Source organism: Neorhizobium galegae, assembly GCF_017877135.1.
Classification (GTDB): Bacteria; Pseudomonadota; Alphaproteobacteria; order Rhizobiales; family Rhizobiaceae; genus Neorhizobium; species Neorhizobium galegae_A.
In genome coordinates this window covers 445823-471819 of sequence record NZ_JAGIPH010000002.1, presented here as the reverse complement: position 1 = coordinate 471819, position 25997 = coordinate 445823, and the positions used below count along the sequence as shown (strand labels likewise).

The following is a 25997-nucleotide window of genomic DNA, read 5'->3' as shown; positions in this document are numbered from 1 at the left end:
CGCATGTAAATAGAATTCATAAAATAAATTAAAAATTAGAAATACTGCAGGGAGCGGGCCGTGATCGAAGAATACAACCCCATCAAGCAGGGTCAACGGGCCATAATGCACCGCACAATATTTATTTTTGCTTCTTTATATATTTCATTGTCACATATGGGTATAGCCTCGGCAGACGATGTCGTTCAAGCGCCTTCGCCGCAAATTTCCTGCGGGTCTCCTGCCAAGACGGTTGCCCTGCCTGTCGCGGCTGGAGTGCTTCGGGCCTCTGCAAAGAGCGAAGAGCCCTGCATCGGCGCTGCGCGTGAAGACACTCTCACCTTTTCCGGTCTCGACCTCACCGGATCGGTTCAGACATACAAGGAGAAGGGGTACACACTCATCGGGCGCAGCGGCTTGAAGCCCTGCAGCGCCGATGGCGACTGCATCCGCGGACTGCGCGAAAAAGGCAGCCCCCATATTTCCGCCTATGCCGGCGCCAGTATCAATTTCAACCTGTCCATCGATGACCCTGACAGGCCCTTTCGCCTCAAGGCGCTGAAAATCTGCAACCTCAGTCAAACCGCACCGACACAATCGATCATGTTCGTCGGGCAGCTTGCCGATGGCGGCACGACCGCCTTTGCCGTCACCGTCCGCGGCAACTCGACCAGGGACCAGCTTTTCATTTTTCCGGAAAGCTTCCGCAACCTGGTCTCTGTCAGCTGGTCGCCCAAAAACACGGCGGTCGCAGACATTGTGCTCTCAAACTGAACCGGCACAAATCTTCGCACATCGACGTCCTGTCACGAAAACGCCCGCGGTCCGGTAGACCGCGGGCGTTTTCTTGTCAAGGTCGGAAGAGGCCGGTGATCCGGCCTCCGGTCATGATCAGGTGGACTGGCGACGGAGGAAGGCCGGGATTTCCAGCTGGTCGTCCTCATGATGAGCCTTGGAGGACGGAACCGAACGGCCGTGATCGTCCAGATTGCCACGGCGCGGGGCGTAGAGGCTTGCTTCCGGCGACAGCGGACGACGCTGCTGCGAGGCAGCGGCCGGTGCCGAAGTCATGTCGGCAGCCACACCTTCTTCGTCGTCGCGACGGCCGAGCGAGTTCGTGATCCGCTTCAGGAGACCCATCGGGCCGCGTTCCTCGACCGCATGCGCGGCCGGCTGGGCGCGGTGTTCGATCTCGGCCTTCAGTACCGGCGGGAAGTCTTCCACGCGCGGCATGCGAACCTGCTCTGCCACATTGCGAATGATCGGAGCAGCCTGTTCAACCGGCTGCGCCACACGCTGCTGCATCGGCTGCTGGTGTACCGGCTGATGCTGCACCGGCTGGTGCTGGATCGGCTGATGCTGGAGAGGAGCCGGCTGGCTCATCACCGGCGCCTGCGGTGCCGGTGCCGAATAGGTCGGTGCGGGCGTGTAGGCGGGAGCCGGACGGGCGGCGACCGGCTCGACAGGGGCTGCCGGCTGGAACAGGCGGCTCTGCGGGCGGAACTCTTCCTGCACGGGGGCGGGAGCGGGCTGCGCCTGCACCGGCTGGGGAGCCGGGGCCGAATGCTGCAGGGTGGCAATCGACAGTTCGCGTTCCATCTGGGCTTCCGCCTGACGGATCGTTTCGGCAACGTGATCGACCGGTGCGACGGTGCGGGGCGCCTGCGCCATTGCAGGCTGAACTGCGGCCGGAGCCGAAGCAACGGCCGCGGAAGAACGGATAATCGGTTTCGTGGCGGCGCGCATTTCAGCGGCACGCAGGTCGTTTTCATTCACGGCGCGGTCGATGCCGGTGGCAACGACGGAGACGCGGATGACGCCTTCCAGCGCTTCGTCGAAGGTGGCGCCGAGGATGATGTTGGCGTCCGGATCGACTTCCTCGCGGATGCGGGTTGCCGCTTCGTCGACTTCGAAGAGCGTGAGGTCGCGACCGCCGGTGATGGAGATGAGCAGGCCCTGAGCACCCTTCATCGAAGTCTCGTCGAGCAGCGGGTTGGCGATCGCCGCTTCAGCCGCCTGCATGGCGCGGCCCTGGCCGGAGGCCTCGCCGGTGCCCATCATCGCACGGCCCATTTCGCGCATGACGGAGCGAACGTCGGCGAAGTCGAGGTTGATCAGGCCTTCCTTGACCATCAGGTCGGTGATGCAGGCGACGCCCGAATAGAGAACCTGGTCAGCCATGGCGAAGGCATCGGCAAAGGTCGTCTTGTCGTTGGCAATGCGGAACAGGTTCTGGTTCGGGATGACGATCAGCGTATCGACCGACTTCTGCAATTCCTGGATGCCCATCTCGGCAAGCCGCATGCGGCGCTGGCCTTCGAAGTGGAACGGCTTGGTGACGACGCCGACGGTGAGGATGCCCTTGTTACGGGCCGCCTGTGCGACAACCGGGGCCGCGCCGGTGCCGGTGCCGCCGCCCATGCCGGCGGTGACGAAGCACATATGCGTGCCCGACAGGTGATCGATGATCTCGTCGAGGCATTCTTCGGCAGCGGCGCGACCGACTTCCGGCTGCGAACCCGCGCCAAGACCTTCGGTTACCTGCACGCCCATCTGGATGATGCGTTCGGCCTTGGCCATCGTCAGCGCCTGGGCATCGGTGTTGGCGACGACGAAATCGACGCCTTCGAGGCCCGCAGTGATCATGTTGTTGACGGCGTTGCCGCCGCCACCGCCAACGCCGAAGACGGTGATCCGAGGCTTCAGCTCGGTGATGTCCGGCTTTTGCAGATTGATGGTCATGTAACCGTTCCTTCTTTCTCTGGCCGCCTCGCCAAGCGGGCCGATTCTCTAAACTGGGCTGACACTCTGATCGAGGGTCAGAAACTTTCCTTGAGCCACTGCCCCATGCGGGCGATGCGGCTGTTGCCATTGCCGAGCGTGGCGAGAAGACCGCCCTGCCCCGCATGTGTTTCCATGTCTGCGACCTGCGGATAGATCATCAGACCCACCGCCGTCGAAAATGCCGGGCCCTTGGCCGCCGTCGGCAGGCCCGAAACCCCCATCGGACGCCCGATGCGCACATTGCGCGCCAGAATGCGCCGCGCCGTTTCCGGAAGGCCGGTCAGCTGCGCTGCGCCACCGGTCAGCACCACGCGCTTGCCGACGATCGGGCTGAAGCCCGACTTCTGGATGCGGTCGCGGATGAGTTCCAGCGTTTCTTCCAGCCGGGCCCGCACGATGCGGGTGACGAGAGCACGCGGCACCTGCGTCGGCAGGTCACGGTCGTCCTCGCCGATCGGCGGAACCGAAATCATGTCGCGCTCGTCGGCCGCCGTGGTGATGGCGGAACCGTGCACAACCTTCATGCGCTCGGCGTCCTCGATTCGGGTCGAGAGCCCGCGTGCCAGATCCGTCGTCACGTGGTGGCCGCCAATGCCGATCGCATCGGTGTGGACAAGCTTGCCTTCGGCAAAGACCGAAATCGTCGTGGTGCCGCCGCCCATGTCGATGGCAGCGCAGCCGAGTTCGACCTCGTCATCGACAAGCGCCGCAAGACCGCTGGCATAAGGCGTCGCAACGATTCCCTCAACCGACAGATGGGCGCGGTTGATGCACAGTTCGAGGTTCTTCAGGGCGGCGCGCTCGGCAGTCACCACATGCATGTCGACGCCCAGCAGGTCGCCATACATGCCGAGCGGATCGCGGATGCCACGCTCGCCATCCAGCGAAAAGCCCGTGGGCAGCGAATGCAGCACGGCCCGGTCCTGGCGCACCGACTGGTGGCTCGCGGTCGTCAGCACCTTGCGCAGATCCGTTGCATCCACTTCCTGGCCACCGAGATCGATGGTCGCGGTATAGACGTCGCTGGTGATTCGGCCAGCCGACACATTGACGATCAGGCTGTCGACGGTAAGGCCCGCCATGCGCTCTGCCGCATCGACAGCCAGCCGCACGACGCTTTCCACTGCATCCAGATCGGAGATCACGCCGGACTTGACGCCACGCGAACGCTGGTGGCCGATGCCGATGATTTCGACGCTGTGCGTGCGGTTGGGCAGGATCTGGCTTTCGGCGCGCGGCGTCAGCCGTGCGATCATGCACACGACCTTGCTCGAGCCGATGTCGAGAACCGACACCACATGCGACCGCTTCGAAGACAAAGGCTTCAGGCGCGGCAGGCCGAAATTGGAAGAACCGAACAGGCTCACGTCTGACCTCCTGCCTTCTTGAGGGCCTTGGCACGGGCCTCGACAGCCGAGGCGCGGCGTTGTGCTGCGTCCGCCGTCAGGCGGATCGTCGTACGGTCATGAAGACGCAAATCAACCGCTGCGATATCGCGGTTCAACAGCCCTTCGGACTGTTCGTAGCGGTGAAGCAGGACGAGAGCCTGCTGAATATCCGATTCCGGCAGTTTGATGACCACGCCGTTGTCAAGATGCAGATCCCAGCGACGGCCGGCCACCCGCACAAAGGCCCGCACACGGGCCTTCAGCTCCGGCCAGCTGGACATTTCATCCAAGAAATCGGCGGCTGCCGATTCGGCGTCGCGGCCAACGAACAGCGGCAGGGAGGCAAACTTGTTGTCGCGCAGCGGCGCAATCACGCTGCCGTTCTTTTCGATCAGCGACAGCTCCGTGCCATGCTGCCAGATGCCGAAGGCTTCGCGCTCTTTCAGCGTGACCTCGATCGTCTTCGGATAGACCTTGCGCACCTGGGCGTTCTCGACCCAGGGCAGATCCGCCAGCTTGCGACGGGCCGCCTCGATATCGAGGGCGACGAGCGAAGTCGCGCCGTCGAGGCCCAGCATCTGCAGGATGTCGATTTCGGACGTCTGCACATTGCCCGAGATCATCACCTTCTCGATGGCGAAACCGGCGGCCGCGGTCGTTACCTGGGCGAAATTATCCGCATGGCCGCCAAGCGACATGCCGTAAAGGCCAACAGCGCCAAACAAGACGAAAACGCCGGCCGTGCCGGTGTGACGGGGAATATGGATGCGACCCGTTGCAAGGCTCACGCAGAAGCGAACGACGCGACGCATCGGGCGCGGCAGCACCATGCGGTCATCAGCGACCGGATATTGCGACGGGCGCCCGCGGGAAACCGGAGCTTTATTGCCATTCAGCGCGAACACGAAGCGTCCTCCACCATCCAGCGGACGAGGTCACCAAAGGAACGGCCGGCATGAGCGGCCATTTCAGGCACCAGGGAAGTCGGCGTCATGCCGGGCTGGGTATTCACCTCAAGCCAGACAAGCTCGCCATCCTCGGACAGACGGTCATCGTAGCGGAAATCGGAGCGACTCACACCGCGACACCCCATCGCCTGGTGCGCCTTAAGGGCCAGTGTTTGTACTTTTTGGTAAATATTCGGTAAAATTTGTGCCGGAATGACGTGGGAGGAGCCGCCGGCGGCATATTTCGCGTCATAATCATAGAAGGCGCCGGACAAGGGCACGACTTCCGTCACACCCAGCACTTCATCGCCCATGACACCGCAGGTCAGCTCGCGACCGGCGACATAACGCTCCACCAGGACGCGGTCGCCGTAGCGCCAGTCAGAAGAACCAAGAACCTGAGGCGGATGCGACTGGCCTTCGCGCACGATCACGACGCCGAAGGACGAGCCTTCGCACACGGGCTTCACCACATAAGGCGGCTTCATCGGATGAACCGCCCCGATCTCATGGCGATCAAGCACCAGACCTTCGGCGACCGGAATGCCGGCAGCCGCCGCAACCGCCTTGGCGCGGTCCTTGTCCATGGCAAGAGCCGAGGCAAGGACGCCGGAATGGGTATAGGGGATCTGCAGGTATTCGAGGATGCCCTGGATGGTGCCATCCTCACCGTTTGGCCCATGCAGCGCATTGAAGGCAACATCGGGTTTCAGCTCCGCAAGAACGGCGGCAATGTCGCGCGCCACGTCGATGCGGGTGACGCGGAAGCCCTCGGCCTCCAGCGCGGATGCACAGGCATTGCCGGACGACAGGCTGACCGGGCGCTCGGAGGAGAGCCCTCCCATCAGAACTGCCACGTGCTTGCCACTCATTAAAAGTCCCCTGAGACTGCCTTGGGTTTATGCGTTCTTGCTTGCGCCGACCTGATTCCTGCGCAGACCAATTAGACACCGGGCATGGTTAATGAATCGTTTACTTTGGTTAACCGCCGCCGCCCTGTGGCCATCCGGCACCACCTGCAATGAGGTGCCACCGGGGGACGCTTTCTGGTCTTTCAGCGACTCAATTCGCTTTGACCTTTGCAAAAATGTCCGTAAAGAACGGCCAGCCCTTTCCAAAAGAGCTGTCTTTAACTCTCAGTGGACAAGATTATGACGCAAGCGACCTCTTCCGTGTCGCCGTCCGCCGAGCCGTTGGTACCTGCTGCATTGAATTCCCCTGCACGAGTCCTGACGGCCAGCCTGGTCGGCACGACGATCGAATTTTTCGATTTTTATGTTTATGCCACCGCAGCCGTTCTGGTTTTCCCGGCGCTGTTCTTCCCCAACAGCGATCCGATGACTGCGTTGCTCGCCTCCTTTGCAACCTTCTCCATCGCCTTTTTCGCGCGCCCCTTCGGCGCCGTGGTGTTCGGGCATTTCGGTGACCGCATCGGCCGCAAGACGACACTGGTGGCGGCTCTTCTGACGATGGGCATTTCCACCGTCATCATCGGACTCTTGCCGACCTATGAGCAGATCGGCGTCATTGCGCCGCTGCTTCTGGCGCTGTGCCGGTTCGGCCAGGGCTTTGGCCTCGGCGGCGAATGGGGTGGCGCAGTGCTGCTCGCCACGGAAAATGCCCCGCCCGGCAAACGCTCCTGGTACGGCATGTTTCCGCAACTCGGCGCGCCCGTCGGCCTGTTCCTGTCCTCGGGCATCTTCTGGCTTCTCCTGCATGTGATGTCGCAGGAAGCCCTGCTCAGCTGGGGCTGGCGCGTTCCCTTCATCTCGTCCATCGCGCTGATCGCCATCGGTCTGTGGGTCCGCCTCTCGATTACCGAGACGCCTGCCTTCCAGAAAGCGATCGACAAACATGAGCGGGTCGAGGTGCCGGTGGCAGAGCTGTTCCGCAACCACAAGCGCAGCCTCGTGCTCGGCACCTTCGTGGCGCTTGCCACCTTCGTGCTGTTCTACATCGGTTCGGCCTATCTTCTGTCCTACAACGTCAAGGTCCTGAAGATCCCGTTCACGGATGCGCTGGAAGTGCAGCTTCTGGGTTCGGTCGTCTTCGGCCTGTTCATTCCGATCGCCGGCAAGCTTGCCGACCGGGTGGGACGCCGGGAACTGCTGATTGCCATAACCGTCCTCATCGGCCTCTTCTCCTTCCTGCTGCCGACGCTGATGACGAGCGGCGAGACCGCCATCTTCGTCTTCTCGGCCGCCTCGATGGCGCTGATGGGCGTGACCTACGGCCTCATCGGCACAGCCCTTGCGGCACCCTTCCCGACCGCCGTGCGCTACACCGGCTCGTCGATCACCTTCAATTTCGCCGGCATTTTCGGCGCATCGCTGGCCCCCTACATCGCCACCTGGCTGCAGACGACCTATGGCATGACCTATGTCGGCTATTACCTGCTGGTGGCAGCCATCATCACGCTGGCCTGCATCCTGCTCTCGGGTAAGGAAGAAGTCTGATCCCGTAGAGTCAGTTCGACACAGAAAAGCCCGCGAAACCATTGGTTCCGCGGGCTTTTTGTTGGAAGTTCGGAGAGGCTATTCGCCGGGATGTATCCGATCTTTGCGTGCACTGCGTTCATTCAGCACAACGGCGATCCAGCCTGCTCCCGCAATCACGAAAGGAAGCAGATAGAGGAAGAAGAAGGTGGCTGAATTCATGGCATCAGGCCTCCAAGGGCGCGTCTTGCCAATAAATGTAGGAGAACGGCGTTCGAAAGCCAAGCGCTCGTTGAAACCAGGATTCCGACGGAGATGGTTGATTGCCCGGACGACAGCGCAGTTGCGGGTGCGATGAAGCCTGCAGCCACACAGGCCGTCGAGAGCCGATCCAAAGAATTCGCCAGCAACTTGGTTCGTTCGTTATGGATCAGGCTCACGTCGACCTCATCAGAAGCGGATCACTCCGTCGTCGCCCCCTGGAACGGCTTCACCTCGCGCCCCGGCATGAAAATGCCCAGCCGCTTGATTTCCCATTCGAGCTTGATGCCGGATTTTTCGAATACGCGCTGGCGCACCATCTCGCCGAGATATTCCAGATCGTAGCCGGTCGCGTGGCCGATATTGATCATGAAATTGCAGTGCAGGGACGACATCTGCGCGCCGCCGTTCATCATGCCGCGGCAACCGGCATCATCGATCAGTTCCCAGGCGGAATGGCCGGGCGGGTTCTTGAAGGTCGAGCCACCGGTCTTTTCCTTGACCGGCTGAACGGTTTCCCGGTGATGGCGCACGGCGTCCATTTCGGAGCGGATCTTCGCCCGGTCGTCGGCATAGCCTTCAAAGACGGCATGGGTGAAGATGAGGTCTGCCGGCACGGACGAGTGACGATAGCTGTAGCCCATTTCGGCCGCCGTCAGCACATGCTTGTCGCCCTTGCGGTCGACGGCATGAACCTCGATGACGCGGCCGGAGGTTTCACCGCCATTGGCGCCGGCATTCATGCGCAGCGCACCACCGATGGAGCCCGGAATGCCATAGTAGAAGGCAAAGCCGCCGATGCCATTGTCCATGGCCATGGCGGCAATGTGCTTGTCCGGGCAGATGGCGCCGGCCATGATGCGGTTTTCGCCGGCAAGCTCCAGCTGGCCAAAGCCCTTGGCCGACAGACGCAGCACGACGCCGGGAATACCGCCATCGCGCACGAGAAGATTGGAACCGACGCCGACGACGGTCAGCGGCACATCCTGCGGCAGAAGTTTCAGGAAGGTGACGAGGTCCTCCAGGTCATGCGGCTGGAACATCAGTTCGGCGAGACCGCCGGCCTGGAACCAGGTGACACGATCCATCGGTGCGTCGGGCGTCAGCCTGCCCCGGATCGCACTTACGCCGGCCCCAAGCGAGGCCAGCAACTTTTCCCCATTCACCTGTTTCATGCAGACTGTCCCGAAATACCTTCTAGTTCCTTTGGCAAGGCCGCAGCCCACTGCGTGATATTGCCAGCCCCAAGAAGAACCACGAAATCACCCGGTTTTGCAATGCCGGCGATGATGCCTGCCAGCGCGTCAGGCGAGGAAAGATAGCGGGCATCGCGATGGCCGCCGGCACGGATGCGCGAAACCAGCGCTTCCGAGTTGACGCCGTCGATCGGATCTTCGCCGGCGGCATAGACAGGCGCCAGCAAAATGCTGTCGGCATCGTTGAAGCAGGTGACGAAATCCTCGAAAAGGCTCGCCAGACGGCTAAACCGATGCGGTTGGTGCACCGCAATGATTCGGCCCTGGCAGCTTTCCCGCGCCGCCTTCAGCACCGCCTTGATTTCCACCGGATGGTGTCCGTAATCGTCAAACACGGACACGCCGTTCCAGGTGCCGGTAAGCGTGAAGCGGCGCTTGACGCCGGAAAAGGCCGCAAGCCCCTTGCGGATATCGGCTTCCGAAATGCCGAGCCGGTTGGCAACCGCAATGGCGGCCGTCGCATTGGAAATATTGTGACGCCCCGGCATCGGCAGCGTCAGGTCCTTGAAGGAAAACACCCGGCCGGTACGGCGACGGCGAATTTCCACGTCGAAGATCGACTTGGTGCCTTCCATGCGCACGTTGGAGAAGCGCGCATCGGCCTGCGGGTTTTCACCATAGGTGACGATCTTGCGGTCCTCGATCTTGCCGACAAGCGTCTGCACTTCCGGATGATCGAGGCAGAGCACGCCAAAGCCGTAGAAAGGCACGTTCTCGACGAACTGGCGGAAAGCCGCGCGCACGGCATCAAAGCTGCCGTAGTGATCGAGATGCTCCGGGTCGATATTGGTGACGACGGCGACGTCTGCCGGCAGTTTCAGGAAGGTGCCATCCGATTCGTCGGCCTCCACCACCATCCACTCGCCCTCGCCCATGCGGGCATTGGTGCCATAGGCATTGATGATGCCGCCGTTGATGACGGTCGGGTCAAGCGCACCGGCTTCCAGAAGCGTTGCCACCATCGAGGTGGTCGTCGTCTTGCCATGCGTGCCGCCAATGGCAATCGCATTGCGGAAGCGCATCAGTTCGGCGAGCATTTCGGCGCGGCGCACGATGGGCAGCGATTTTTCGCGCGCAGCGACCAGTTCCGGATTGTTCTTCTTGATGGCGGTCGAGACGACCACCACTTCCGCATCGCCAAGATTATCGGCCTGATGGCCGACGAAGACCGGAATGCCCTTGTCGCGCAGGCGCTGCACATTGGCGCCGTCCGACTGGTCAGATCCCTGAACCCGGTGGCCGAGATTGTGCAGCACCTCGGCAATGCCGCTCATGCCGATGCCACCGATGCCGATGAAATGGACAAGACCGATGGCCTTTGGCATCTTCATGGGCGAACTCCTTTAAATGTCGAAAGATTTTGCCGGTCGGCAATAGCTGCAACCAGATCGGCGAGCAAGACGGCGGCATTCGGCCGCCCGGAGCGCCGGGCCGCCTCGGCCATCTGCGCCATCCGCTCGGGTTGGCGCATGGCATCGGCAATCAGCCCTGAGAGCTTTTCGGGCGAGAGTTCCGCCTGCGGCACCACTTCAGCGCCTCCGGCCTTCACCAGAGCGGCCGCATTGGCCGCTTGGTCATGGTCGAGTGCATAAGGGTATGGCACGAGGATCGCCGGGCGGCCGATGACGGAGATTTCCGACACAGTCGAGGCGCCGGAGCGGCTGATGACGAGGTGGGCCGCAGCGATGCGCTCGGCCATGTCGCCGAAGAAGGGCGAGACGTCGGCATTCATCTTCAGCTTGCCCATGCACTGGTCGACCTGCGGGCGGTCTTCCGGCCGGGCCTGCTGGGTCAGCACGATACGGGCACGCAAGTCTTCCGGCAACAGCGCAAGCGCCGTCGGGATTGCCCCTGAGAAGAATTTGGCGCCCTGGCTTCCGCCGAACACCACGAGCCGGAACGGATCATTGCCGGCAGACGGGACATAGGGCGTGGCCGCGGCGGCCAGAACGGCGGGTCGCACCGGGTTGCCAGTGGTGACGATCTTTGCCGCATGCGGGCCTTCGCCTTCCGGCAGGAAACCGCCGGCAATGGCCGACACCCGCGAGGCGAGCGCCTTGTTGGCGCGCCCCATCACGGCGTTCTGCTCGTGCACCAGGGAGGGAATGCCAAGGCCGGTGGAGGCGAGAAGCGGCGGCACGGTTGGGTAACCGCCAAAGCCGACGACGGCGAGCGGCTTCAGCCGCGTCATCAAGCGGCGGGCCGCACGCAGCCCCTTCCACAGCGTCAGCAGTGCCTTTGCCGTGGCAATCGGGTTCTTGGAGGCAAAGGTGGCGGAGGGCACGACATGGATCTCGTCGGCCGGGAAACTGCCGGCAAAGCGCTCGGCCCTTTTGTCGGTGACGAGATGGACGCTGTAGTCGCGCGCCCGCAATTCATGCGCCAGCGCTTCGGCCGGAAACAAATGGCCGCCGGTTCCCCCGGCGGCAAGCAGAATGATACCCTTGCTCATGGATCTGGCCTATTCTGCGGGGACGCTGTTGGATACACGAAACAGGCTGCGTTCCTGGGCCCGTTTTTCCGGGCGATGGCGCGTGAGCGCTAGGATGAAGCCGGCTGTCACGCAGATGGCGATCATCGAGGAGCCGCCATAGGAAATGAGCGGCAGCGTCATGCCCTTGGCGGGCATCAGTTCGAGGTTCACGCCGATATTGATCATCGACTGGATGCCGATCTGCAGCACGAGGCCTGCGACCGCAAACCGGTTGAAATCATTGCGCTCGCGATAGGCGTGGCTGAGGCCGCGAATGACAATGAAGGCAAAGATCGCCACCAGAACCATGCAGAAGATGATGCCGAATTCTTCCGCCGCCACCGAAAAGATGAAGTCGGTATGGCTGTCCGGCAGGATGCGCTTGACGATGCCTTCGCCCGGCCCCTGGCCGAACCAGTTGCCGCGGATGATGGCTTCGCGCGCCGTATCCACCTGGAAGGTGTCGCCCTCGCCGGTCATGAAACGGTCGATACGGCCGGCCACGTGCGGGAAGATGTGGTAGGCCGCAAACAGGCCGCCGACGCCCATGCCCCCGAGCAGCACGATCCACAGCCACGGCATGCCCGCCATGAAGAACATCGAACCCCAGACGGCGCTGGTGAGAATGGTCTGGCCAAGGTCGGGCTGGGCAACAAGAAGCGCCACCACGATGCCGAAGAGGATCATGGCAAACAGATTGCCCGGAATCTCCGGCTGGCGCGCATGCTCGGCAAACAGCCAGGCGCAGACGACCACGAAGGAGGGCTTGAGGAATTCCGACGGCTGGATGGACAACGGCCCGAGCGAGAACCAACGGCGCGCGCCCTTGATTTCCACACCGAAGAACAGTGCCAGCACCATCATCATGATCGAGACCACGAGAATGATGATCGCCGTGCGGCGCACCTGTCTCGGCGTCAGGAAGGACAGGCCGATCATCACCATGAGCGAAGGGATGAGGAAGACGGCATGCCGCTCGACGAAGTGGAAGCTCGGCAGGCCGATGCGCTCGGCCACCGGCGGCGATGCGGCAAAGGACAGCATGAAGCCGATGCCCATCAACAGCACGAAGGTCGCCAAGAAGAAGCGATCGATCGTCCAGAACCAGTCTGCGAGTGCCCCGCGATCGGCACGACTTACCATGTCACATCCCCTTTTCCGGTTCGACCAGCATCGTTGCGCCGTCGAGTTCTGCGACCAGGGAAACGAATGCCTCGCCCCGGACCTCGAAATTCCTGAACTGATCGAAACTTGCGCAGGCCGGCGACAGCATGACGGCTGACGGGCCGCCCGTGTCTGCGGCGGCATCGGCTGCCGCATGCGCCACGGCACGATCCAGCGTGCCGGAAATCTCGTAAGCCACCGCCTCGCCAAGCGTTGCGGCAAATTCCGCAGCCGCCTCACCAATCAGGTAGGCTTTGACGATATGCGGAAAAAGTGGCGCGAGGCTTGCGATACCACCGGCTTTCGGCAGGCCGCCGGCAATCCAGAAGATGCGCTCATAGCTCGACAGGGCCGGCGCGGCCGCATCCGCATTGGTGGCCTTGGAATCATTGACGAACACGACGTCACCCCGTCGCGCCACCGGCTGCATGCGGTGCTTCAAGCCGGGAAAGCTTTGAAGGCCAGCCCTGATCTCGTCCTCGGAGACGCCGACGGCACGGCAGGCGGCAATGGCGGCGGCGGCGTTCTGGGCGTTGTGGCTGCCCTTCAGCGTGTCGATGGCAGAAAGATCGGCAATCTCATGGGTCGCGCCGGTCTCGGCGGCAATCAGATGCGAACCTTCGGCATAGATGCCCTTAGCGAGAACGCTGCGGCGCGAAATGCGCTGGACGGCAACGCCTGCCCGCTCCACCCGGTCGGCAATCAGCGCCGAATGGCTGTCGTCGATGCCGATGATGGCGGTCTTGCTGCCGGCAACAAGACGTTCCTTGACCTCGGCGTAATGCTGCATGGTGCCGTGACGGTCGAGATGGTCGGGCGTCAGGTTCAACAGAATGCCGGCGCTCGGATTAAGCGTCGGTGCAAGATCGATCTGGTAGGAGGAGCACTCGACGACGTAGTAGCGCCCGGCCTTCGGCGGATCGAGCGTCAGGACGGCGGTGCCGATATTGCCGCCGAGCTGTGTGTCGCGACCGCTCGTTTTGAGGATATGGGCAATCAGCGCCGTCGTGGTGGATTTGCCATTGGTGCCGGTAATAGCGATGAACGGGCAATCTGGCGCATGGGCGCGCCGTTCGCGCACAAAAAGCTCGATATCACCAATGATCTCGACGCCGGCCGCGCGGGCAAGATCCACCGTCCAGTGCGGTTTCGGATGAGTGAGCGGCACGCCGGGGGCAAGCACAAGCGCTGCCTGCGCCGCCCAGTCGATAGTACGCAGGTCCGCCGTCGCAAGGCCTGCCGATGACGCCTTGTCAACGCTGTCAGGATTGTCGTCGAAGGCCGTCACCAGCGCACCGCCGGCCTGAAGCGCCTTTGCCGTAGCAAGACCGGAACCGCCGAGCCCGAAAAGTGCGACTTTTTTGCCGGCAAAGGTGGTGACGGGGATCATGATGTCACCGCAGCTTCAGCGTGGAGAGGCCCAGCATGGCAAGGCCGACGGCGATGATCCAGAAGCGGATCACCACCTGGCTTTCCGTCCAGCCCAGCTTTTCGAAATGGTGATGGATCGGCGCCATCAGGAAGACGCGCCGGCCGGTGAGCTTGAAGAAGCCGACCTGGATGATCACCGAGAGCGTCTCCATGACGAAGAGGCCGCAGATGATCGCCATGACGATCTCGTGCTTGGTGGCAACGGCAACGGTACCGATGAGGCCGCCCAGCGCCAGCGAGCCGGTATCGCCCATGAAGATGGCGGCGGGCGGCGCGTTGAACCACAGGAAACCGAGCCCTGCCCCGATGACGGCACCGAGAATGACGGCAAGTTCCCCGGTGCCCGGCACGAAATTGATCTGCAGGTAATTGGCAAACACGGCATTGCCGGCGAGATAGGCGATGCAGCCGAAGGAGGCCGCCGCAATCATCACCGGCACGATGGCAAGGCCGTCCAGACCATCGGTGAGGTTCACCGCATTGCCGGCCGACACGATGACGAAACCACCGAACAGCACGAAAAACGGGCCGAGATTGACCACCAGCTCCTTGAAGAAGGGAAAGGCGATCGAGGTACCGAGCACGGAGCCCGACGGGCTGTTGGCGACGGCGACCCGCATCATGAAATAGACGGCGACGCCGGCGATGAGGAATTCAATCCCCAGGCGCGCCTTGCCGGAAAAGCCCTTGTCGGTCTGCTTGGTGACCTTGAGGTAATCGTCGTAAAAGCCGATGGCGCCGAAGCCGAGCGTGACCAGCAGTGTCGCCACCACATAGACGTTGGACAGATCCGCCCAGAGCAGCGATCCGCCGACGATGCCGGCCAGAATCATCAGGCCGCCCATGGTCGGCGTACCCGCCTTCTTGAAATGCGTCTGCGGTCCGTCGGCGCGGATCGGCTGGCCCTTGCCCTGCCGGATGCGCAGCGAAGAAATGATCTGCGGCCCGAACATGAAGACGATCAATGCCGAGGTGAACATCGCTGCACCGGTGCGGAAGGTGATGTAGCGAAACAGGTTGAACACCTGGAAGGTGCCCGCAAGCTCGACGAGCCAGATCAGCATGATGGGACTTTCTTAATGCCGGTCAAAGTTGGCGCTCCGTGTCGGGCAATGCCGGGTAGTTGTCAATAAGTGCAGAGACGATCTTGCCGAAGCCGAGGCCGAGGGAGGATTTCACCATCAGCACATCGCCCGGCAGCACATGACGCACAACGAAATCGGAAAGTTCAGCGGTGGTGGGCAGGTGCGTCACCTCTACCGTATCAGGCAGCGCATCGCGCAGCGCCACCATTTCGGCGCCAGAGAGCCAGACATGCTCGATGCCGGCGGCAAGAAGCGGTCCGGCCAGATCCTCGTGCACCTGCGCGGAAAACGCCCCCATTTCCAGCATGTCGCCGAGCACCGCGATGCGGCGCCCGCCGCCCTCGGGCACGCTTTGCGCCAGAAGCGACAGCGCGGCCCGCATGGACGCCGGATTGGCATTGTAGCTTTCGTCGATCAGCGTCAGAACACCCTCGCCGAGCGCAAGGCGGTGACGCTGGCCGCGTCCCTTGACGGCACGTAGCTCGGCAAGGGCGGCCTTTGCCGCCTCCATATCGGCGCCGAACAACGCAACGACACCCAGTGCCGCAATGGCATTTTCGGCAATATGACGGCCGGGCGCGCCGATATGGACCTCGATCGTCTCACCATTGATCACCGCCCAGATGGTCGAGCCGCTGGCCGTTCCCTCGAAATCGGCGAGACGGAAATCGGCCTTGGCATGCTGGCCAAAGGTCAGGATATTGGCGACGCCGACCTGGTTGGCCGTCTCGGCCAGAAAGGCGAACTGCTTGTTGTCTCGGTTGATGAGCGCCACGCCGTTCGGCTCCAGCCCCTCGAAGATTTCGGCCTTGGCGGCGGCAATCTCTTCCAGGCTTTTGAAATTGCCGAGGTGGGCTGCCGCAATGGTGGTGATCACCGCCACATGCGGGCGCACCATTTTTACCAGCGGCCGGATCTCGTCCGGGTGGTTCATGCCGATCTCGAAGACGCCGAACGCGCAATCGGCCGGCATGCGGGCCAGCGTCAGCGGCACGCCCCAGTGATTGTTGAAGGAGGCAACGGCAGCATGCACCTTGCCGGACGGGGCAAGCACATTGCGCAGCATTTCCTTCGTCGTGGTCTTGCCGACAGAGCCGGTAACCGCGACGATCTGCGCACGGCTGCGGGCGCGTGCGGCAACGGCCAGCTTGCCAAGCGCTGCCAGCACGTCCTCGACCACGATCATCGGGACGGTCAACCGGCCCATGGCCGGAAGCTTGGCTTCACTGACGACAATCAGCGAGGCACCATTGGCCACGGCGATGCTTGCAAAGTCATGGCCATCTACCCGGTCACCCTTGATGGCGAAGAAGGCCTCGCCGGGCGCAATCGAGCGGCTGTCGATGGAAATGCCCGTAATGCCGGCGGGCGGCTGCCCTACCGGCCTGCCGCCCATGGCGGCCATCATCTCCGCGGTTTCCCAGAGCCAGGTCAAGCTTGCGTCTCCTCCAGTGCCTTGCGGGTCTCGATATGATCGGAGAACGGCAGAACCGTCTCACCGATCTTCTGCCCTTCCTCATGCCCCTTGCCGGCCACGATCAGCGTATCGCCGGCCCGCAGCATGGATACGGCATGACGGATCGCCTCGGCGCGGTCGGCAATTTCCTCGGCGCCCGGCGCTGCGGCCAAGATTTCGGCGCGGATGGTTGCCGGCACTTCCGAGCGCGGATTGTCGTCGGTGACGATGACGACATCGGCAAGCCGCGTCGCAATCTCCCCCATGATCGGGCGCTTGCCCTTGTCGCGATCGCCCCCGCAGCCAAACACGACGATGACGCGGCCGGTGGTGAAGGGACGCACGGATGAAAGCACATTGGCGAGCGCATCGGGCTTGTGGGCGTAATCGACATAGGCGAGCGCGCCGTTCTTCGCCTGGCCGACAAGCTCCAGCCGGCCTGCCGCGCCGACGAGCTTTTCAAGGGCAGCCATTGCAATGGGGGGCTGAACACCGGTGGAGATGGCAAGGCCTGCCGCCACCAGCGCATTGGCAATCTGGAAATCGCCAGCAAGCGGGATCTCGACCTCGAAGATCGCCGTCCCGACATGGACTTCCGCCAACTGCTTGTGGCGGAAATGCTCGACCCGCTTCAGCGCGATGAACTGCCCTGCCCGACCGACGGTCCGCACATCGTGCCCCGCTTCGGTTGCCACGCGGATGGCCTCGGCAGACCAGGGATCGTCGGCAAAGATCACCGCCGGACTGCCCTTCGGCAGGAGATCGGAAAACAGCCGCATCTTGGCGGCCATGTAATCCTCGATCGTCGGGTGGTAGTCCATGTGGTCGCGGCCGAGATTGGTAAAGCCTGCCGCGGCAAGCCGTACGCCATCGAGGCGGAACTGATCGAGGCCGTGGCTGGAGGCTTCCATCGCCGCGTGGGTCACGCCTTCGCCGGCAAGTTCGGCCAGCAACTGATGCAGATCCACAGGATCTGGCGTCGTCAGCACACCGTAATCGCTGCGGCTGGGAGAAATGACACCAGTGGTGCCGATCTGTGCGGCAGCAAGGCCGGCATGAGCCCAGATCTGGCGCACGAAGGAGGCAACGGAGGTTTTTCCGGCGGTTCCGGTGACGGCCACCATGGTCTGAGGCTGCGCGCCGTAAAACCGGGCGGCGGCAAGGGCAAGGAAGCGGCGCGGATTGGATACGACGAGCACGGGGACATCGGCTGCGACGGGCTGGCCGGACACGATGGCGGAGGCGCCGCGTTGTACGGCATCGGCCACGAAGCGCGTGCCATCCGCCTTGTTACCGGCAATGGCAACAAACAGGGTGCCGGGCGCAACCTTCCGGCTATCAGCGGTCAGGGCAGAAATTTCAATATCGCCCGCCGAACCGGCGGCCGCGTCAAAAATCTCCGGAAAATCCCCACCGGAGAGCTGTCTCAACTTCATAGGTACCCTCTCTCAGCTGCAACCCCCACGGTGGCTGCGAATCGTCGGGTGCGGTCATTATGGCCTAATAGGACACCAGCGTGGCGGCCCCATCTTCCCCGAAGCGGGGTTTTACACCGAGAATTGCGGCAGAACGGCGAATGATCTCCTTCACCATGGGTGCCGCGCTATTGCCGGCAAGAACGGCATGATCGGTTTCGCTGCGCGGATCATCGATGAAGGTCAGCACCACATATTGCGGGTTGTTGATCGGGAAGGCCGCCAGGAACGCATTGAAGTTGTGATCATGGTTGTAACGGCCGTTCACCACCTTGTCCGCCGTGCCCGTCTTGCCACCGACGCTGAAACCGTCGACGAGCGCATTGCGGCCGGATCCGTTGACGCCGTTCCAGCGGAACAGATAGCGCATGTTGTCGCTGGTCTGCGGGCGAATGACGGTCGTTGCCACCTCGTCCGCCTGGGCGCGGGTGCGCGGCAGGAAGGTCGGTTCGATCAGATGGCCGCCATTGACAAGCGCCGCCCCTGCCACCGCCGTCTGCAGCGGCGTCGTTGCCACGCCATGGCCGAACGAAATGGTGATCGAGTTGATCTTCTTCCACTCGCGCGGCTGGCTGGGCTGGGCGACTTCCGGCAGTTCGGTCTGCATCTTGGTCAACAGGCCAAGCTTGGTCAGAAAGGCCTTGTGGCCATCGATTCCGACGAGGTCGGCCATCTTGGCGGTGCCGATGTTGGAGGAATACTGGAAGATTTCCGGCACGCTCAGCATACGGCTCTGGCCGTGAAAGTCCTTGATCGTATAGCCGCCGATACGGATCGGATAGCGGGCGTCGAACATGTCGTTCATCGAGGCCTTGCCGCTGTCGAGCGCCATGGCAAGCGTAAACGACTTGAAGGTGGAGCCCATTTCGAAGGTGCCGTTCGACATGCGGTTGAGCCAGCCGTCCTCGCTGCCGCCGGCCGGATCGTTCGGATCGAAATCGGGGGCAGAAGCCATGGCCAGCACTTCGCCGGTCCGTGCATCGAGCACGACGCCGCCAGCACCCTTGGCCCTGAACTTGGTGATGTTGGACATCAGCACTTCGCGCAGGATCGCCTGAACGCGGATGTCGATGGACAGCCGGACAGGTTCGAGCGGCTGGCTGCTGGTCATGCCGACGGCGGCAAGGTCTGCAAGGCCCTGGCTGTCGACATAGCGCTCCATGCCGGAGACGCCGCGGTTATCGATATTGACGTAGCCGACGATATGGGCCGCCGTCGGGCCGCCGGGATAGAAGCGGCGCTTTTCCGGGCGAAAGCCGATGCCGGGAATGCCGAGTGCCAGGATCTGGCTCTGCTGCTTCGGCGTCAGCTGGCGGCGCAGCCACTGGAAGCGCGATTTGGACGACAGCTTGTTGTAGATCTGGCGGCTGTCGATATCCGGCAGCACGGTCCGCAGCTTCTCGATCACCTCGTCGGGATCGACGATCTTGTGCGGCTCGGCAAACAGCGAGACAGTGCGGATGTCGGTGGCCAAGACTTCGCCGTTGCGATCCAGAAGATCCGGGCGCGAGGCCATCAGCCGGTCAGCCGGCATGATGCTGGAGGTCGCTTCCGGCTGCATCGTGCCATAATAGATGAGCTTGCCGCCGATCACGCAGTACATGATGGCAAAGCCACCGATGATGATGCCGACGCGGGTTCGGGTCTGGCCGCTGCGCCTTTTGCGCACGCCTTCAAAGCTTGCGCCGCGCTGAGACAGATTGACGCCGCGGGCGCCGGCGGAAAAATGGGCCCGGCTCTTGAGCACCATGACGCGGGAGAGGAAGGACATCAGCGCCTCACCGATCCGGTTGAAATGACATCGACGGAAGAAGCCCCGCGCGGCAATGGCACGGGAATGCGCGGCTCCGGCTTGGATGCCTTGGCCTTGTCGACGCCCGCAATGGCGGCAGCAACCGCCGGATCATTGCCGGCAATCAGCTGCTCGATGGTGGTCTCCGGCTGCGGAAGCTGCGATTTCGGCATCGGCAGTTCCTTGGGCATGGCCAGCTGCGTCGGCTCGGTGGGCACAAGGTCGAGCTCCGACTGATAGACGGCGGTCAGCCGGTGCAGACGGTTCGGCTGCGTCAGCAGCGCCCAGTCGGCCTTCAGGAGATCGATGGTGTCGCGCTCCAGCTTGATCTCGCTTTCGATGCGATGCACCTCCTCAAGCTTCAGTTCGGCGCGGTGCTTGATGCTGTAGGTCACGACGGCGGTAGCCGTCATGACGCCGATCAGGATCAGGTCGAAGCTTCGCAACATGGTCAGGCTCCCAACTTGTCGAGGCTGGCGAGATCAGGCAGGTCGAAAATCGAAAGATCGGCAGCTCCGGGCGGGGCCGCCGTGCGGAAGGCGGCACGAAGCTTGGCCGAGCGGGCCCGCGGATTGATCTCCGCCTCCGCTTCGGTCGCAGACTGCATGCCCTTGCCGACCGGCTCGAACACGGCAGCCTTTTCCTCGACCATCGGCATGTGGCGCGAGCCGGTGGCGCGGCCGGAGCGGTCAGCGAGGAAGCGCTTAACGATACGGTCTTCGAGCGAATGGAAACTGACGATGACGAGACGTCCGCCGGGCTTCAGCGCCTGTTCGGCGGCAAACAGCGCACGCGCCAGCTCGCCAAGCTCGTCGTTGACGAAAATGCGCAACGCCTGGAAGACGCGGGTGGCCGGATGGATCTTGTCCTTGGCCTTGCGCGGATTGACGGTTTCGATGAGGTTTGCCAGGTCCCGCGTGGTGACGAACGGCTCGGAGGCGCGGCGCTTTTCGATCGCGCGCGAGATGCGCCCGGCCTGCCTCTCCTCACCCAGAAAACCGAAAATGCGCGCGAGATCGCCAGGCTTTGCGCGGTTGACGACGTCGGCCGCCGACACGCCGGACGACGACATGCGCATGTCGAGCGGGCCGTTGCGCTGAAAGGAAAAGCCCCGCTCGGCTTCGTCGATCTGCATCGAGGACACGCCGATATCGAGGACAACGCCATCAAGGCCACCGTCCGGGGCGTGGTCGGCGAGGCGCGAAAAGCGGGTGGCATGAAGCGCCAGACGTCCGTCAAATTCCGCGACCATGGCCTGCCCGGCCGCAATGGCGTTCGGGTCGCGATCGAGCGCCACGACATTGGCACCGGCACCCAGAATGGCGCGGCTATAGCCGCCTGCCCCGAAGGTGCCATCCAGAATGGTCTTGCCGGGGGCCGGAGCAAGTGCCGACAGCACTTCTCCCAGCATCACCGGAATGTGGCGCATCGGTCCACCATCGGCCTCGGAAATTCCGTCGCCAAGATTTGCCGCCATTCCGATCCCCTGTCTTATGCAGGACGCGCCGCAAACGTGGCTCGCCCTGCTCTTGCAGCCGTTTGCGCCTCGTGAAACGCCTGCGGCTGCCAAAGCTGAAAATGATCCGAGCGACCGACGAAGGTGATCTCCGTCGTGATGCCGGCGAAGTCGCGGATGAAATCCGTCACCATCAACCGGCCCTCCGCATCGAGCCGCATATAGACGCCGCCACCGTGAACCAGCAGCGACATCGCGTTTGCCTCCGGCGAGAACGGGTCCGCCTGGGCGATCTGGCGCTCGTACCGCTCGAGCAGATCCGGACCGCCGACGCTCACCGCCGGAAACACGAGATCCTGGAGACAATAAAGCTCCTGGATGTTCCGCTGCGCGAGCACGGCTCGAAAGGGCGCCGGAACGGAAACCCGTCCCTTCGCATCGATCCTGTTCGTCGCATTGGACAAGAAGCGGTTCATAACGCCAAACACCCGCCCCATCATTACGCAGAGCGAAAACACACCCCACAAAACGCAAGCCGCCGGACACAACCGAGCCGTTCAGACGGAAAGCATCCCGTCCGGTTCCCCCTTGCAGGAGCGCTCCGAAACTGTCCGATGAAAGGGCATCTGCCTGCCCGCTCGCAGTGTAGAATTGGGATAACATGGGACCATATGGGCGTCAATGGGAAGCCGCCACACCGGACCGTGGCAACCTGAATTATTTATAACCTGTTAAGTTTAACAAAGGGTTAGCGGAGCCTCACCAGAGACCGCCCCAAACGGGCCTGCAACGGGAAAGGCAAAGACGGTTAAGTCTTTGCCATCATGGCAAGATTTGCGAAAAGCCGAGCCTATGTCAGCACCAAGGATACAACCTTAACGATATTTTAGGTTTTGCCGCACCGCAACGTTAGCGCAATCAGGAGACCTGCCGACGCACCGGAGAGCGAAACCGCTCTCCGGTCGCAGTGCATCGGAATTGAAATCGCCAGTTGGCCTGTAAGCCGGGTTCTGTATGGCCCCGGTGAAAACACCGGAACGTGGCAGCCATTCATCTGGGACGGCGCTTGCACGCCGCCTCACGCAACCCACCCGGATGACTGGTCCGGAAACGGACTGTAGCGCCGAGGCACCCGCGTCATCCCTATTCGGTCTTGCTCCCGGTGGGGTTTACCATGCCGGTCCTGTTGCCAGTCCCGCGGTGGGCTCTTACCCCACCCTTTCACCCTTACCCCGCCAGCTCTTGCGCTCGTTGCCGAGCGAAACAGCAGGCGGGGCGGTTTCCTTTCTGTGGCACTTTCCCTAGGGTCGCCCCCGCCGGACGTTATCCGGCACCGTGTTTCCGTGGAGCCCGGACTTTCCTCACCCTACCGCCTTTCGGCACTGGTAAAGCGCGGCTGCCCGGCCAACTGGCAGGGGCTCCTTAGACGGTTTGGAACCCGATTGCCACCGGAAAGACGAAAGCGGCTCAGGCAAAATCGGGCGCAAAGGAGACACCATAAGCCTCGTCCACGATCCGCCCCTTGTGGAGCAGCTCGGCGCCCAGCCGGCCGATCTCGTCCGAGCTTTTGGCCGCCGCCCCGCAGCCGCCGGTCAGAACGGCGATTGCCGGGCTCTGCGTATAGCCGATGGCCGGATAGCCGCTCGGTGTCTTGGAGACGACGCATGCGCCCGTCGAGATCCGTGTGGTGTCGATGCCGGGCACCAGCGATGTCATGATACCCGCATGATGATCGCGCACGCTCGCGCGTCCGCCGGAGCGGAACCAGGCCCGCATGTCTTCGTCGCGCGTCAGAAGAATGTCATCCGGATCGCCACCGATCTTCAGATAGGTCTTGCCATCGGGATAGCGCACCGGCGGCAGCATGTAGATATGGTTGCGGCTGTCGCGCGGCTCGTAGATCAGCGACGGCATGCCGGCAAACTGCGCCAGTTCCTCGTCCGGAATTTCGAAAAACGTCACCGTACGGGCATAGACGGCCATGTCGACCGGGCGCGCCATGAGATGTTCGGCAATGGAAAAACCACCGGCGGCAACCAGCGCCTTTTCAGCGCTATACACGCCACCTTCCGCGGTGCGCACGACGGCAAGGCCGCCCTCCTCGCGCACGCTGACCACCGTTTCCCCGATGAGACGCGCGCCCTGCCGCCCGGCAAGCTGCGACTGCGCAGCCACCAGCGCGCGCGGGTTCACATAGCCGGCATTATGCGCCTCGAAGACCCCTTTGCAGGCCGGCTCGAAGCCGAAATAGGAAAAGCGCGCGGCAAGCTGCGCATCGGTGAGCAGGTCCGTTTCGACGCCAAGCATTGCGGCGGCGCTCAAGATGCCGTCGATATAGGTGTGGCCAGTTTCCGGATCCGGCCCCACCATCAGGCAACCGACGCCGTGATAGAAGCGGATGCCGCTGTCGCGTTCGATCTCGCCGTAGCGCGCGATGGAGCGGTTGGCGAGGCGCGCCCATACCGGATTGGAATCGATGGTGCGGGTGATTCGGGCCTCGTCATAGTGACTGGCGAAAACACCCCTGTGGGTCTTCGCGTCCGCCGGCTCGTCCGGGCCGATGAGCGCCACGCCGTCGGTCCATTGCGTCAGGTGGCGCGCGGCGGCTGCCCCCATCATGCCGCGCCCGATGATGATGTATTTGAAGTCCGGCGCCATGATCGCCTCTCGCCTGCCCTGTTATGCCTGAAATGCTCATGCGCACTGATACCGCTTTGCGGGCCAGTTTCCAGAGGCGAAACGGTCGCAGCCGCGGCGAGCGCCGAAGGGACGGCAACAGCCCTGGATCAGTCGGATGCCCCATAGCGCGGCAGGTGCGACAGGAGACGGTGCAGCGTCTCGATGGTCGACATGTCGGCAATGCCATCCACGCGCTGCGGCCTGAAATGCCGCTGGAAGGCCTCGACCACGCCCTCCGTCTTTTCGCAGAACTCGCCGGTGATCTCGATGCCGTAGCCGTAGAGCGCCAGCATCCCCTGCAGCGCTTCCACCGGTTGGCCGCTTTCGCCGCGCTGGAAGAACCGCCCGCTGCGGATCGGGCTGGGCTCAACCCAGTGTCCGACGCCGGCGCGGAAGAGCGTTTCCCAGGAAAAATTCTCGCCGGGATCGACCTTGCGTCTCGGCGCCACATCCGAATGGCCAAGCACCCGTTCCGGCCGGATCGACCAGCGCTCGGCACAATCGCGGCAGAGCGCAATCACCGCCTGGATCTGCGCGTCCGGATAAGGAGGAAGCCCGCCCGGATGGCCGGCATTGGCAATCTCGATACCGATGGAGCGGGAATTGATGTCCGTCTCGCCGGCCCAGATGCTTTTTCCGGCATGCCAGGCCCGGCGCGCCTCGGGCACCATCTGCACCACGCGCCCGTCCGGCCAGACGAAATAATGGCTGGAGACCTGGCTTTCGATATTCTTCAGCCACGACACCGCCTGCCCGTGGTCTGCCATGCCGGTGTAATGCAGGATGATCATATCCGGCGCCACGCCGCCAACGCGCTCGCCGTGATTGGGAGACGGATCGACCCGCGCCCCGGCAAAATCAGGCACCAGTTTCATGCAGCCTTGCGTTCCTTGGCAATTGCCGCATAGGCGGCATTGAGCGCGGCCATCCGCTCATTGGCGGCCGCATGCAGGGCTTCGGGCACGCCGCGCGCAATCAGCTTGTCGGGATGGTGTTCGGACACCAGGCTTCTGTAACGCTTGCGGATATCGGCAAAATCATCGTCGGGCGAAACACCGAGGATCAGGTAGGGATTGCCCCCATCCACTTCGACGTGGCGGGCGAGGATGCGTCGAAAGTGGTCCTCATCGATGCGGAAGATATCGGCGATGCGCGCCAGAAACTCCAGTTCCTTCTCATGCACCATGCCGTCAGCCTTGGCGATGTGGAAGAGACCGTCGACGACGTTTTCCAGCATGCGGCAGTTCTGCTCGCCCGACCCGCAAAGACCGGCAAGCTTTTCCGCATAGGCTTCGTATCCGGCCACGTCCTGGCGGGCGAGATTGTAGAGGCGGGCGACGTTCTTCGCCTCCTCTTCCGGAAAATCGAAGATCTGGCGGAAGGCTTCCACTTCGGAGGCAACGACGGCGCCATCGGCCTTCGCCATCTTGGCAGACAGCGCGATGATGGCGACGGAGAAGGACACCTTCCGACGTGTTTCGGGATCGCCTTCGAACAGGGTGCGGATGGCTTCGACGACACGCGACAGCGCATTGGTGGCGGCATCGCCGACACTGCCAAGCAGTCGCTCCCACAGGGACGTCAGTTGAAGGCATGCAAAATCTAAAATCATGCTGCACCTGACCAAATTCTGGAACCCTTGGCAAGCGCAAGCCGGCAAAGGTCGCGTTAAACTTTGTTCACCCTTACGGGATTGGTTTGCGCCCGGTTCTGCAACACGCCAAAACGTCGCAGTCCGGCACAGCGGCCGCGTGGCTTTACCTCGCGTGACGAACTGTCGTTCGGCGCATGCGCGGGCGCTTCCGAATTTGAACCGATTAAATCACCAGGCGTTCCTAAAAAGGCGCGAAATGCCGGATTTTCTTGAGAAATTCACTTTACACCTGCGATCCTCTGTCGCATCCATTTGCCAGTTCTTGGCAAGGCGCATAGGCGC

At 62.7% G+C, this 25997-nt stretch carries 21 protein-coding genes and 1 other RNA gene; 2 read left to right on the top strand and 20 right to left on the bottom strand.

What is annotated here, in order from left to right; translation table 11 throughout:
* The first annotated feature begins 60 nt into the window (after nt 1-60).
* Entirely contained in the window at nt 61-753 is a 693-nt protein-coding gene (locus tag J2858_RS09730) for a hypothetical protein (protein WP_210104592.1), read from the top strand.
* A gap of 117 nt (nt 754-870) precedes the next feature.
* On the opposite strand, the gene ftsZ is transcribed toward J2858_RS09730, so the two are convergent.
* From ftsZ to J2858_RS09710, 4 genes are all read right to left on the bottom strand, one after another.
* Nucleotides 871-2721: a cell division protein FtsZ gene (ftsZ, locus tag J2858_RS09725; RefSeq protein WP_210104591.1), complete on the bottom strand. Its 1851-nt coding sequence runs from the start codon at nt 2719-2721 to the stop codon at nt 871-873.
* A 77-nt stretch (nt 2722-2798) separates the two neighbouring features.
* On the bottom strand, nt 2799-4130 hold the full coding sequence (ftsA, locus tag J2858_RS09720; RefSeq protein WP_210104590.1) for a cell division protein FtsA: 1332 nt from the start codon (nt 4128-4130) through the stop codon (nt 2799-2801).
* Nucleotides 4127-5056, bottom strand: a complete 930-nt coding sequence (locus J2858_RS09715) for a cell division protein FtsQ/DivIB (RefSeq protein ID WP_432443312.1) — start codon at nt 5054-5056, stop codon at nt 4127-4129. The genes ftsA and J2858_RS09715 overlap by 4 nt, the downstream gene beginning before the upstream one ends.
* The gene (locus J2858_RS09710; RefSeq protein WP_210104589.1) at nt 5044-5970 is read right to left on the bottom strand and encodes a D-alanine--D-alanine ligase; all 927 of its coding nucleotides are present in this window, start codon (nt 5968-5970) and stop codon (nt 5044-5046) included. Before J2858_RS09710 ends, J2858_RS09715 begins: the two co-directional genes overlap by 13 nt.
* 279 nt (nt 5971-6249) lie before the next feature.
* Between J2858_RS09710 and J2858_RS09705 the strand changes: the two genes are divergently transcribed.
* Entirely contained in the window at nt 6250-7554 is a 1305-nt protein-coding gene (locus J2858_RS09705) for an MFS transporter (protein ID WP_210104588.1), read from the top strand.
* A gap of 440 nt (nt 7555-7994) precedes the next feature.
* Here J2858_RS09705 and murB read toward each other — a convergent pair whose 3' ends face one another.
* The 16 genes from murB to J2858_RS09625 form a co-directional block, all read right to left on the bottom strand.
* Complete coding sequence (gene murB / locus J2858_RS09700) at nt 7995-8969, bottom strand: UDP-N-acetylmuramate dehydrogenase (RefSeq protein ID WP_210104587.1); 975 nt, start codon at nt 8967-8969, stop codon at nt 7995-7997.
* Nucleotides 8966-10381 carry a UDP-N-acetylmuramate--L-alanine ligase gene (gene murC, locus J2858_RS09695; RefSeq protein WP_210104586.1) on the bottom strand — a complete coding sequence of 472 codons (1416 nt, stop codon included), beginning with the start codon at nt 10379-10381 and terminating at the stop codon, nt 8966-8968. Before murC ends, murB begins: the two co-directional genes overlap by 4 nt.
* Entirely contained in the window at nt 10378-11502 is a 1125-nt protein-coding gene (gene murG, locus J2858_RS09690) for an undecaprenyldiphospho-muramoylpentapeptide beta-N-acetylglucosaminyltransferase (protein ID WP_210104585.1), read from the bottom strand. Before murG ends, murC begins: the two co-directional genes overlap by 4 nt.
* Nucleotides 11503-11511: 9 nt before the next feature.
* Nucleotides 11512-12666, bottom strand: a complete 1155-nt coding sequence (gene ftsW / locus J2858_RS09685; protein ID WP_210104584.1) for a putative lipid II flippase FtsW — start codon at nt 12664-12666, stop codon at nt 11512-11514.
* 1 nt (nt 12667) lies between these two features.
* Nucleotides 12668-14077, bottom strand: a complete 1410-nt coding sequence (murD, locus tag J2858_RS09680; protein ID WP_210104583.1) for a UDP-N-acetylmuramoyl-L-alanine--D-glutamate ligase — start codon at nt 14075-14077, stop codon at nt 12668-12670.
* Between the two features lie 4 nt (nt 14078-14081).
* A complete protein-coding gene (gene mraY, locus J2858_RS09675) occupies nt 14082-15182 on the bottom strand; it encodes a phospho-N-acetylmuramoyl-pentapeptide-transferase (RefSeq protein WP_210104582.1) in 1101 nt (366 codons plus the stop codon).
* Between the two features lie 22 nt (nt 15183-15204).
* Nucleotides 15205-16638 carry a UDP-N-acetylmuramoylalanyl-D-glutamyl-2,6-diaminopimelate--D-alanyl-D-alanine ligase gene (locus J2858_RS09670; RefSeq protein WP_210104581.1) on the bottom strand — a complete coding sequence of 478 codons (1434 nt, stop codon included), beginning with the start codon at nt 16636-16638 and terminating at the stop codon, nt 15205-15207.
* Complete coding sequence (locus tag J2858_RS09665) at nt 16635-18095, bottom strand: UDP-N-acetylmuramoyl-L-alanyl-D-glutamate--2,6-diaminopimelate ligase (RefSeq protein ID WP_210104580.1); 1461 nt, start codon at nt 18093-18095, stop codon at nt 16635-16637. The genes J2858_RS09670 and J2858_RS09665 overlap by 4 nt, the downstream gene beginning before the upstream one ends.
* A gap of 64 nt (nt 18096-18159) precedes the next feature.
* The gene (locus J2858_RS09660) at nt 18160-19905 is read right to left on the bottom strand and encodes a peptidoglycan D,D-transpeptidase FtsI family protein (protein ID WP_210104579.1); all 1746 of its coding nucleotides are present in this window, start codon (nt 19903-19905) and stop codon (nt 18160-18162) included.
* Nucleotides 19905-20375 (bottom strand): cell division protein FtsL, encoded by a 471-nt coding sequence (gene ftsL / locus J2858_RS09655; RefSeq protein ID WP_210104578.1) that lies wholly within the window; start codon nt 20373-20375, stop codon nt 19905-19907. The genes J2858_RS09660 and ftsL overlap by 1 nt, the downstream gene beginning before the upstream one ends.
* 2 nt (nt 20376-20377) lie before the next feature.
* Nucleotides 20378-21403, bottom strand: coding sequence for a 16S rRNA (cytosine(1402)-N(4))-methyltransferase RsmH (rsmH, locus tag J2858_RS09650; RefSeq protein WP_210104577.1), 1026 nt, complete (start codon nt 21401-21403; stop codon nt 20378-20380).
* A 14-nt stretch (nt 21404-21417) separates the two neighbouring features.
* Nucleotides 21418-21858: a division/cell wall cluster transcriptional repressor MraZ gene (gene mraZ / locus J2858_RS09645; protein WP_210104576.1), complete on the bottom strand. Its 441-nt coding sequence runs from the start codon at nt 21856-21858 to the stop codon at nt 21418-21420.
* Between the two features lie 507 nt (nt 21859-22365).
* Nucleotides 22366-22794, bottom strand: an RNA gene (rnpB, locus tag J2858_RS09640) — RNase P RNA component class A.
* 55 nt (nt 22795-22849) lie between these two features.
* Nucleotides 22850-24040, bottom strand: coding sequence for an NAD(P)/FAD-dependent oxidoreductase (locus J2858_RS09635; protein WP_210104575.1), 1191 nt, complete (start codon nt 24038-24040; stop codon nt 22850-22852).
* A 128-nt stretch (nt 24041-24168) separates the two neighbouring features.
* Entirely contained in the window at nt 24169-24936 is a 768-nt protein-coding gene (locus J2858_RS09630; RefSeq protein WP_210104574.1) for an N-acetylmuramoyl-L-alanine amidase, read from the bottom strand.
* Nucleotides 24933-25673 (bottom strand): J domain-containing protein, encoded by a 741-nt coding sequence (locus J2858_RS09625; protein ID WP_210104573.1) that lies wholly within the window; start codon nt 25671-25673, stop codon nt 24933-24935. The genes J2858_RS09630 and J2858_RS09625 overlap by 4 nt, the downstream gene beginning before the upstream one ends.
* Nucleotides 25674-25997 lie beyond the last annotated feature (324 nt).

Excerpts from the sequence above, each read along its gene's own strand:
- ftsL (WP_210104578.1), bottom strand. The coding sequence starts at position 20,375 with ATGTTGCGAAGCTTCGACCTGATCCTGATCGGCGTCATGACGGCTACC.
- ftsW (WP_210104584.1), bottom strand. The coding sequence starts at position 12,666 with ATGGTAAGTCGTGCCGATCGCGGGGCACTCGCAGACTGGTTCTGGACG.
- rsmH (WP_210104577.1), bottom strand. The coding sequence starts at position 21,403 with ATGGCGGCAAATCTTGGCGACGGAATTTCCGAGGCCGATGGTGGACCG.
- murC (WP_210104586.1), bottom strand. The coding sequence starts at position 10,381 with ATGAAGATGCCAAAGGCCATCGGTCTTGTCCATTTCATCGGCATCGGT.
- J2858_RS09625 (WP_210104573.1), bottom strand. The coding sequence starts at position 25,673 with ATGATTTTAGATTTTGCATGCCTTCAACTGACGTCCCTGTGGGAGCGA.
- J2858_RS09705 (WP_210104588.1), top strand. The coding sequence starts at position 6,250 with ATGACGCAAGCGACCTCTTCCGTGTCGCCGTCCGCCGAGCCGTTGGTA.
- mraZ (WP_210104576.1), bottom strand. The coding sequence starts at position 21,858 with ATGAACCGCTTCTTGTCCAATGCGACGAACAGGATCGATGCGAAGGGA.
- ftsZ (WP_210104591.1), bottom strand. The coding sequence starts at position 2,721 with ATGACCATCAATCTGCAAAAGCCGGACATCACCGAGCTGAAGCCTCGG.
- J2858_RS09635 (WP_210104575.1), bottom strand. The coding sequence starts at position 24,040 with ATGGCGCCGGACTTCAAATACATCATCATCGGGCGCGGCATGATGGGG.
- J2858_RS09710 (WP_210104589.1), bottom strand. The coding sequence starts at position 5,970 with ATGAGTGGCAAGCACGTGGCAGTTCTGATGGGAGGGCTCTCCTCCGAG.
- J2858_RS09660 (WP_210104579.1), bottom strand. The coding sequence starts at position 19,905 with ATGTCCTTCCTCTCCCGCGTCATGGTGCTCAAGAGCCGGGCCCATTTT.
- murD (WP_210104583.1), bottom strand. The coding sequence starts at position 14,077 with ATGATCCCCGTCACCACCTTTGCCGGCAAAAAAGTCGCACTTTTCGGG.
- J2858_RS09630 (WP_210104574.1), bottom strand. The coding sequence starts at position 24,936 with ATGAAACTGGTGCCTGATTTTGCCGGGGCGCGGGTCGATCCGTCTCCC.
- mraY (WP_210104582.1), bottom strand. The coding sequence starts at position 15,182 with ATGCTGATCTGGCTCGTCGAGCTTGCGGGCACCTTCCAGGTGTTCAAC.
- murB (WP_210104587.1), bottom strand. The coding sequence starts at position 8,969 with ATGAAACAGGTGAATGGGGAAAAGTTGCTGGCCTCGCTTGGGGCCGGC.
- murG (WP_210104585.1), bottom strand. The coding sequence starts at position 11,502 with ATGAGCAAGGGTATCATTCTGCTTGCCGCCGGGGGAACCGGCGGCCAT.
- J2858_RS09665 (WP_210104580.1), bottom strand. The coding sequence starts at position 18,095 with ATGAAGTTGAGACAGCTCTCCGGTGGGGATTTTCCGGAGATTTTTGAC.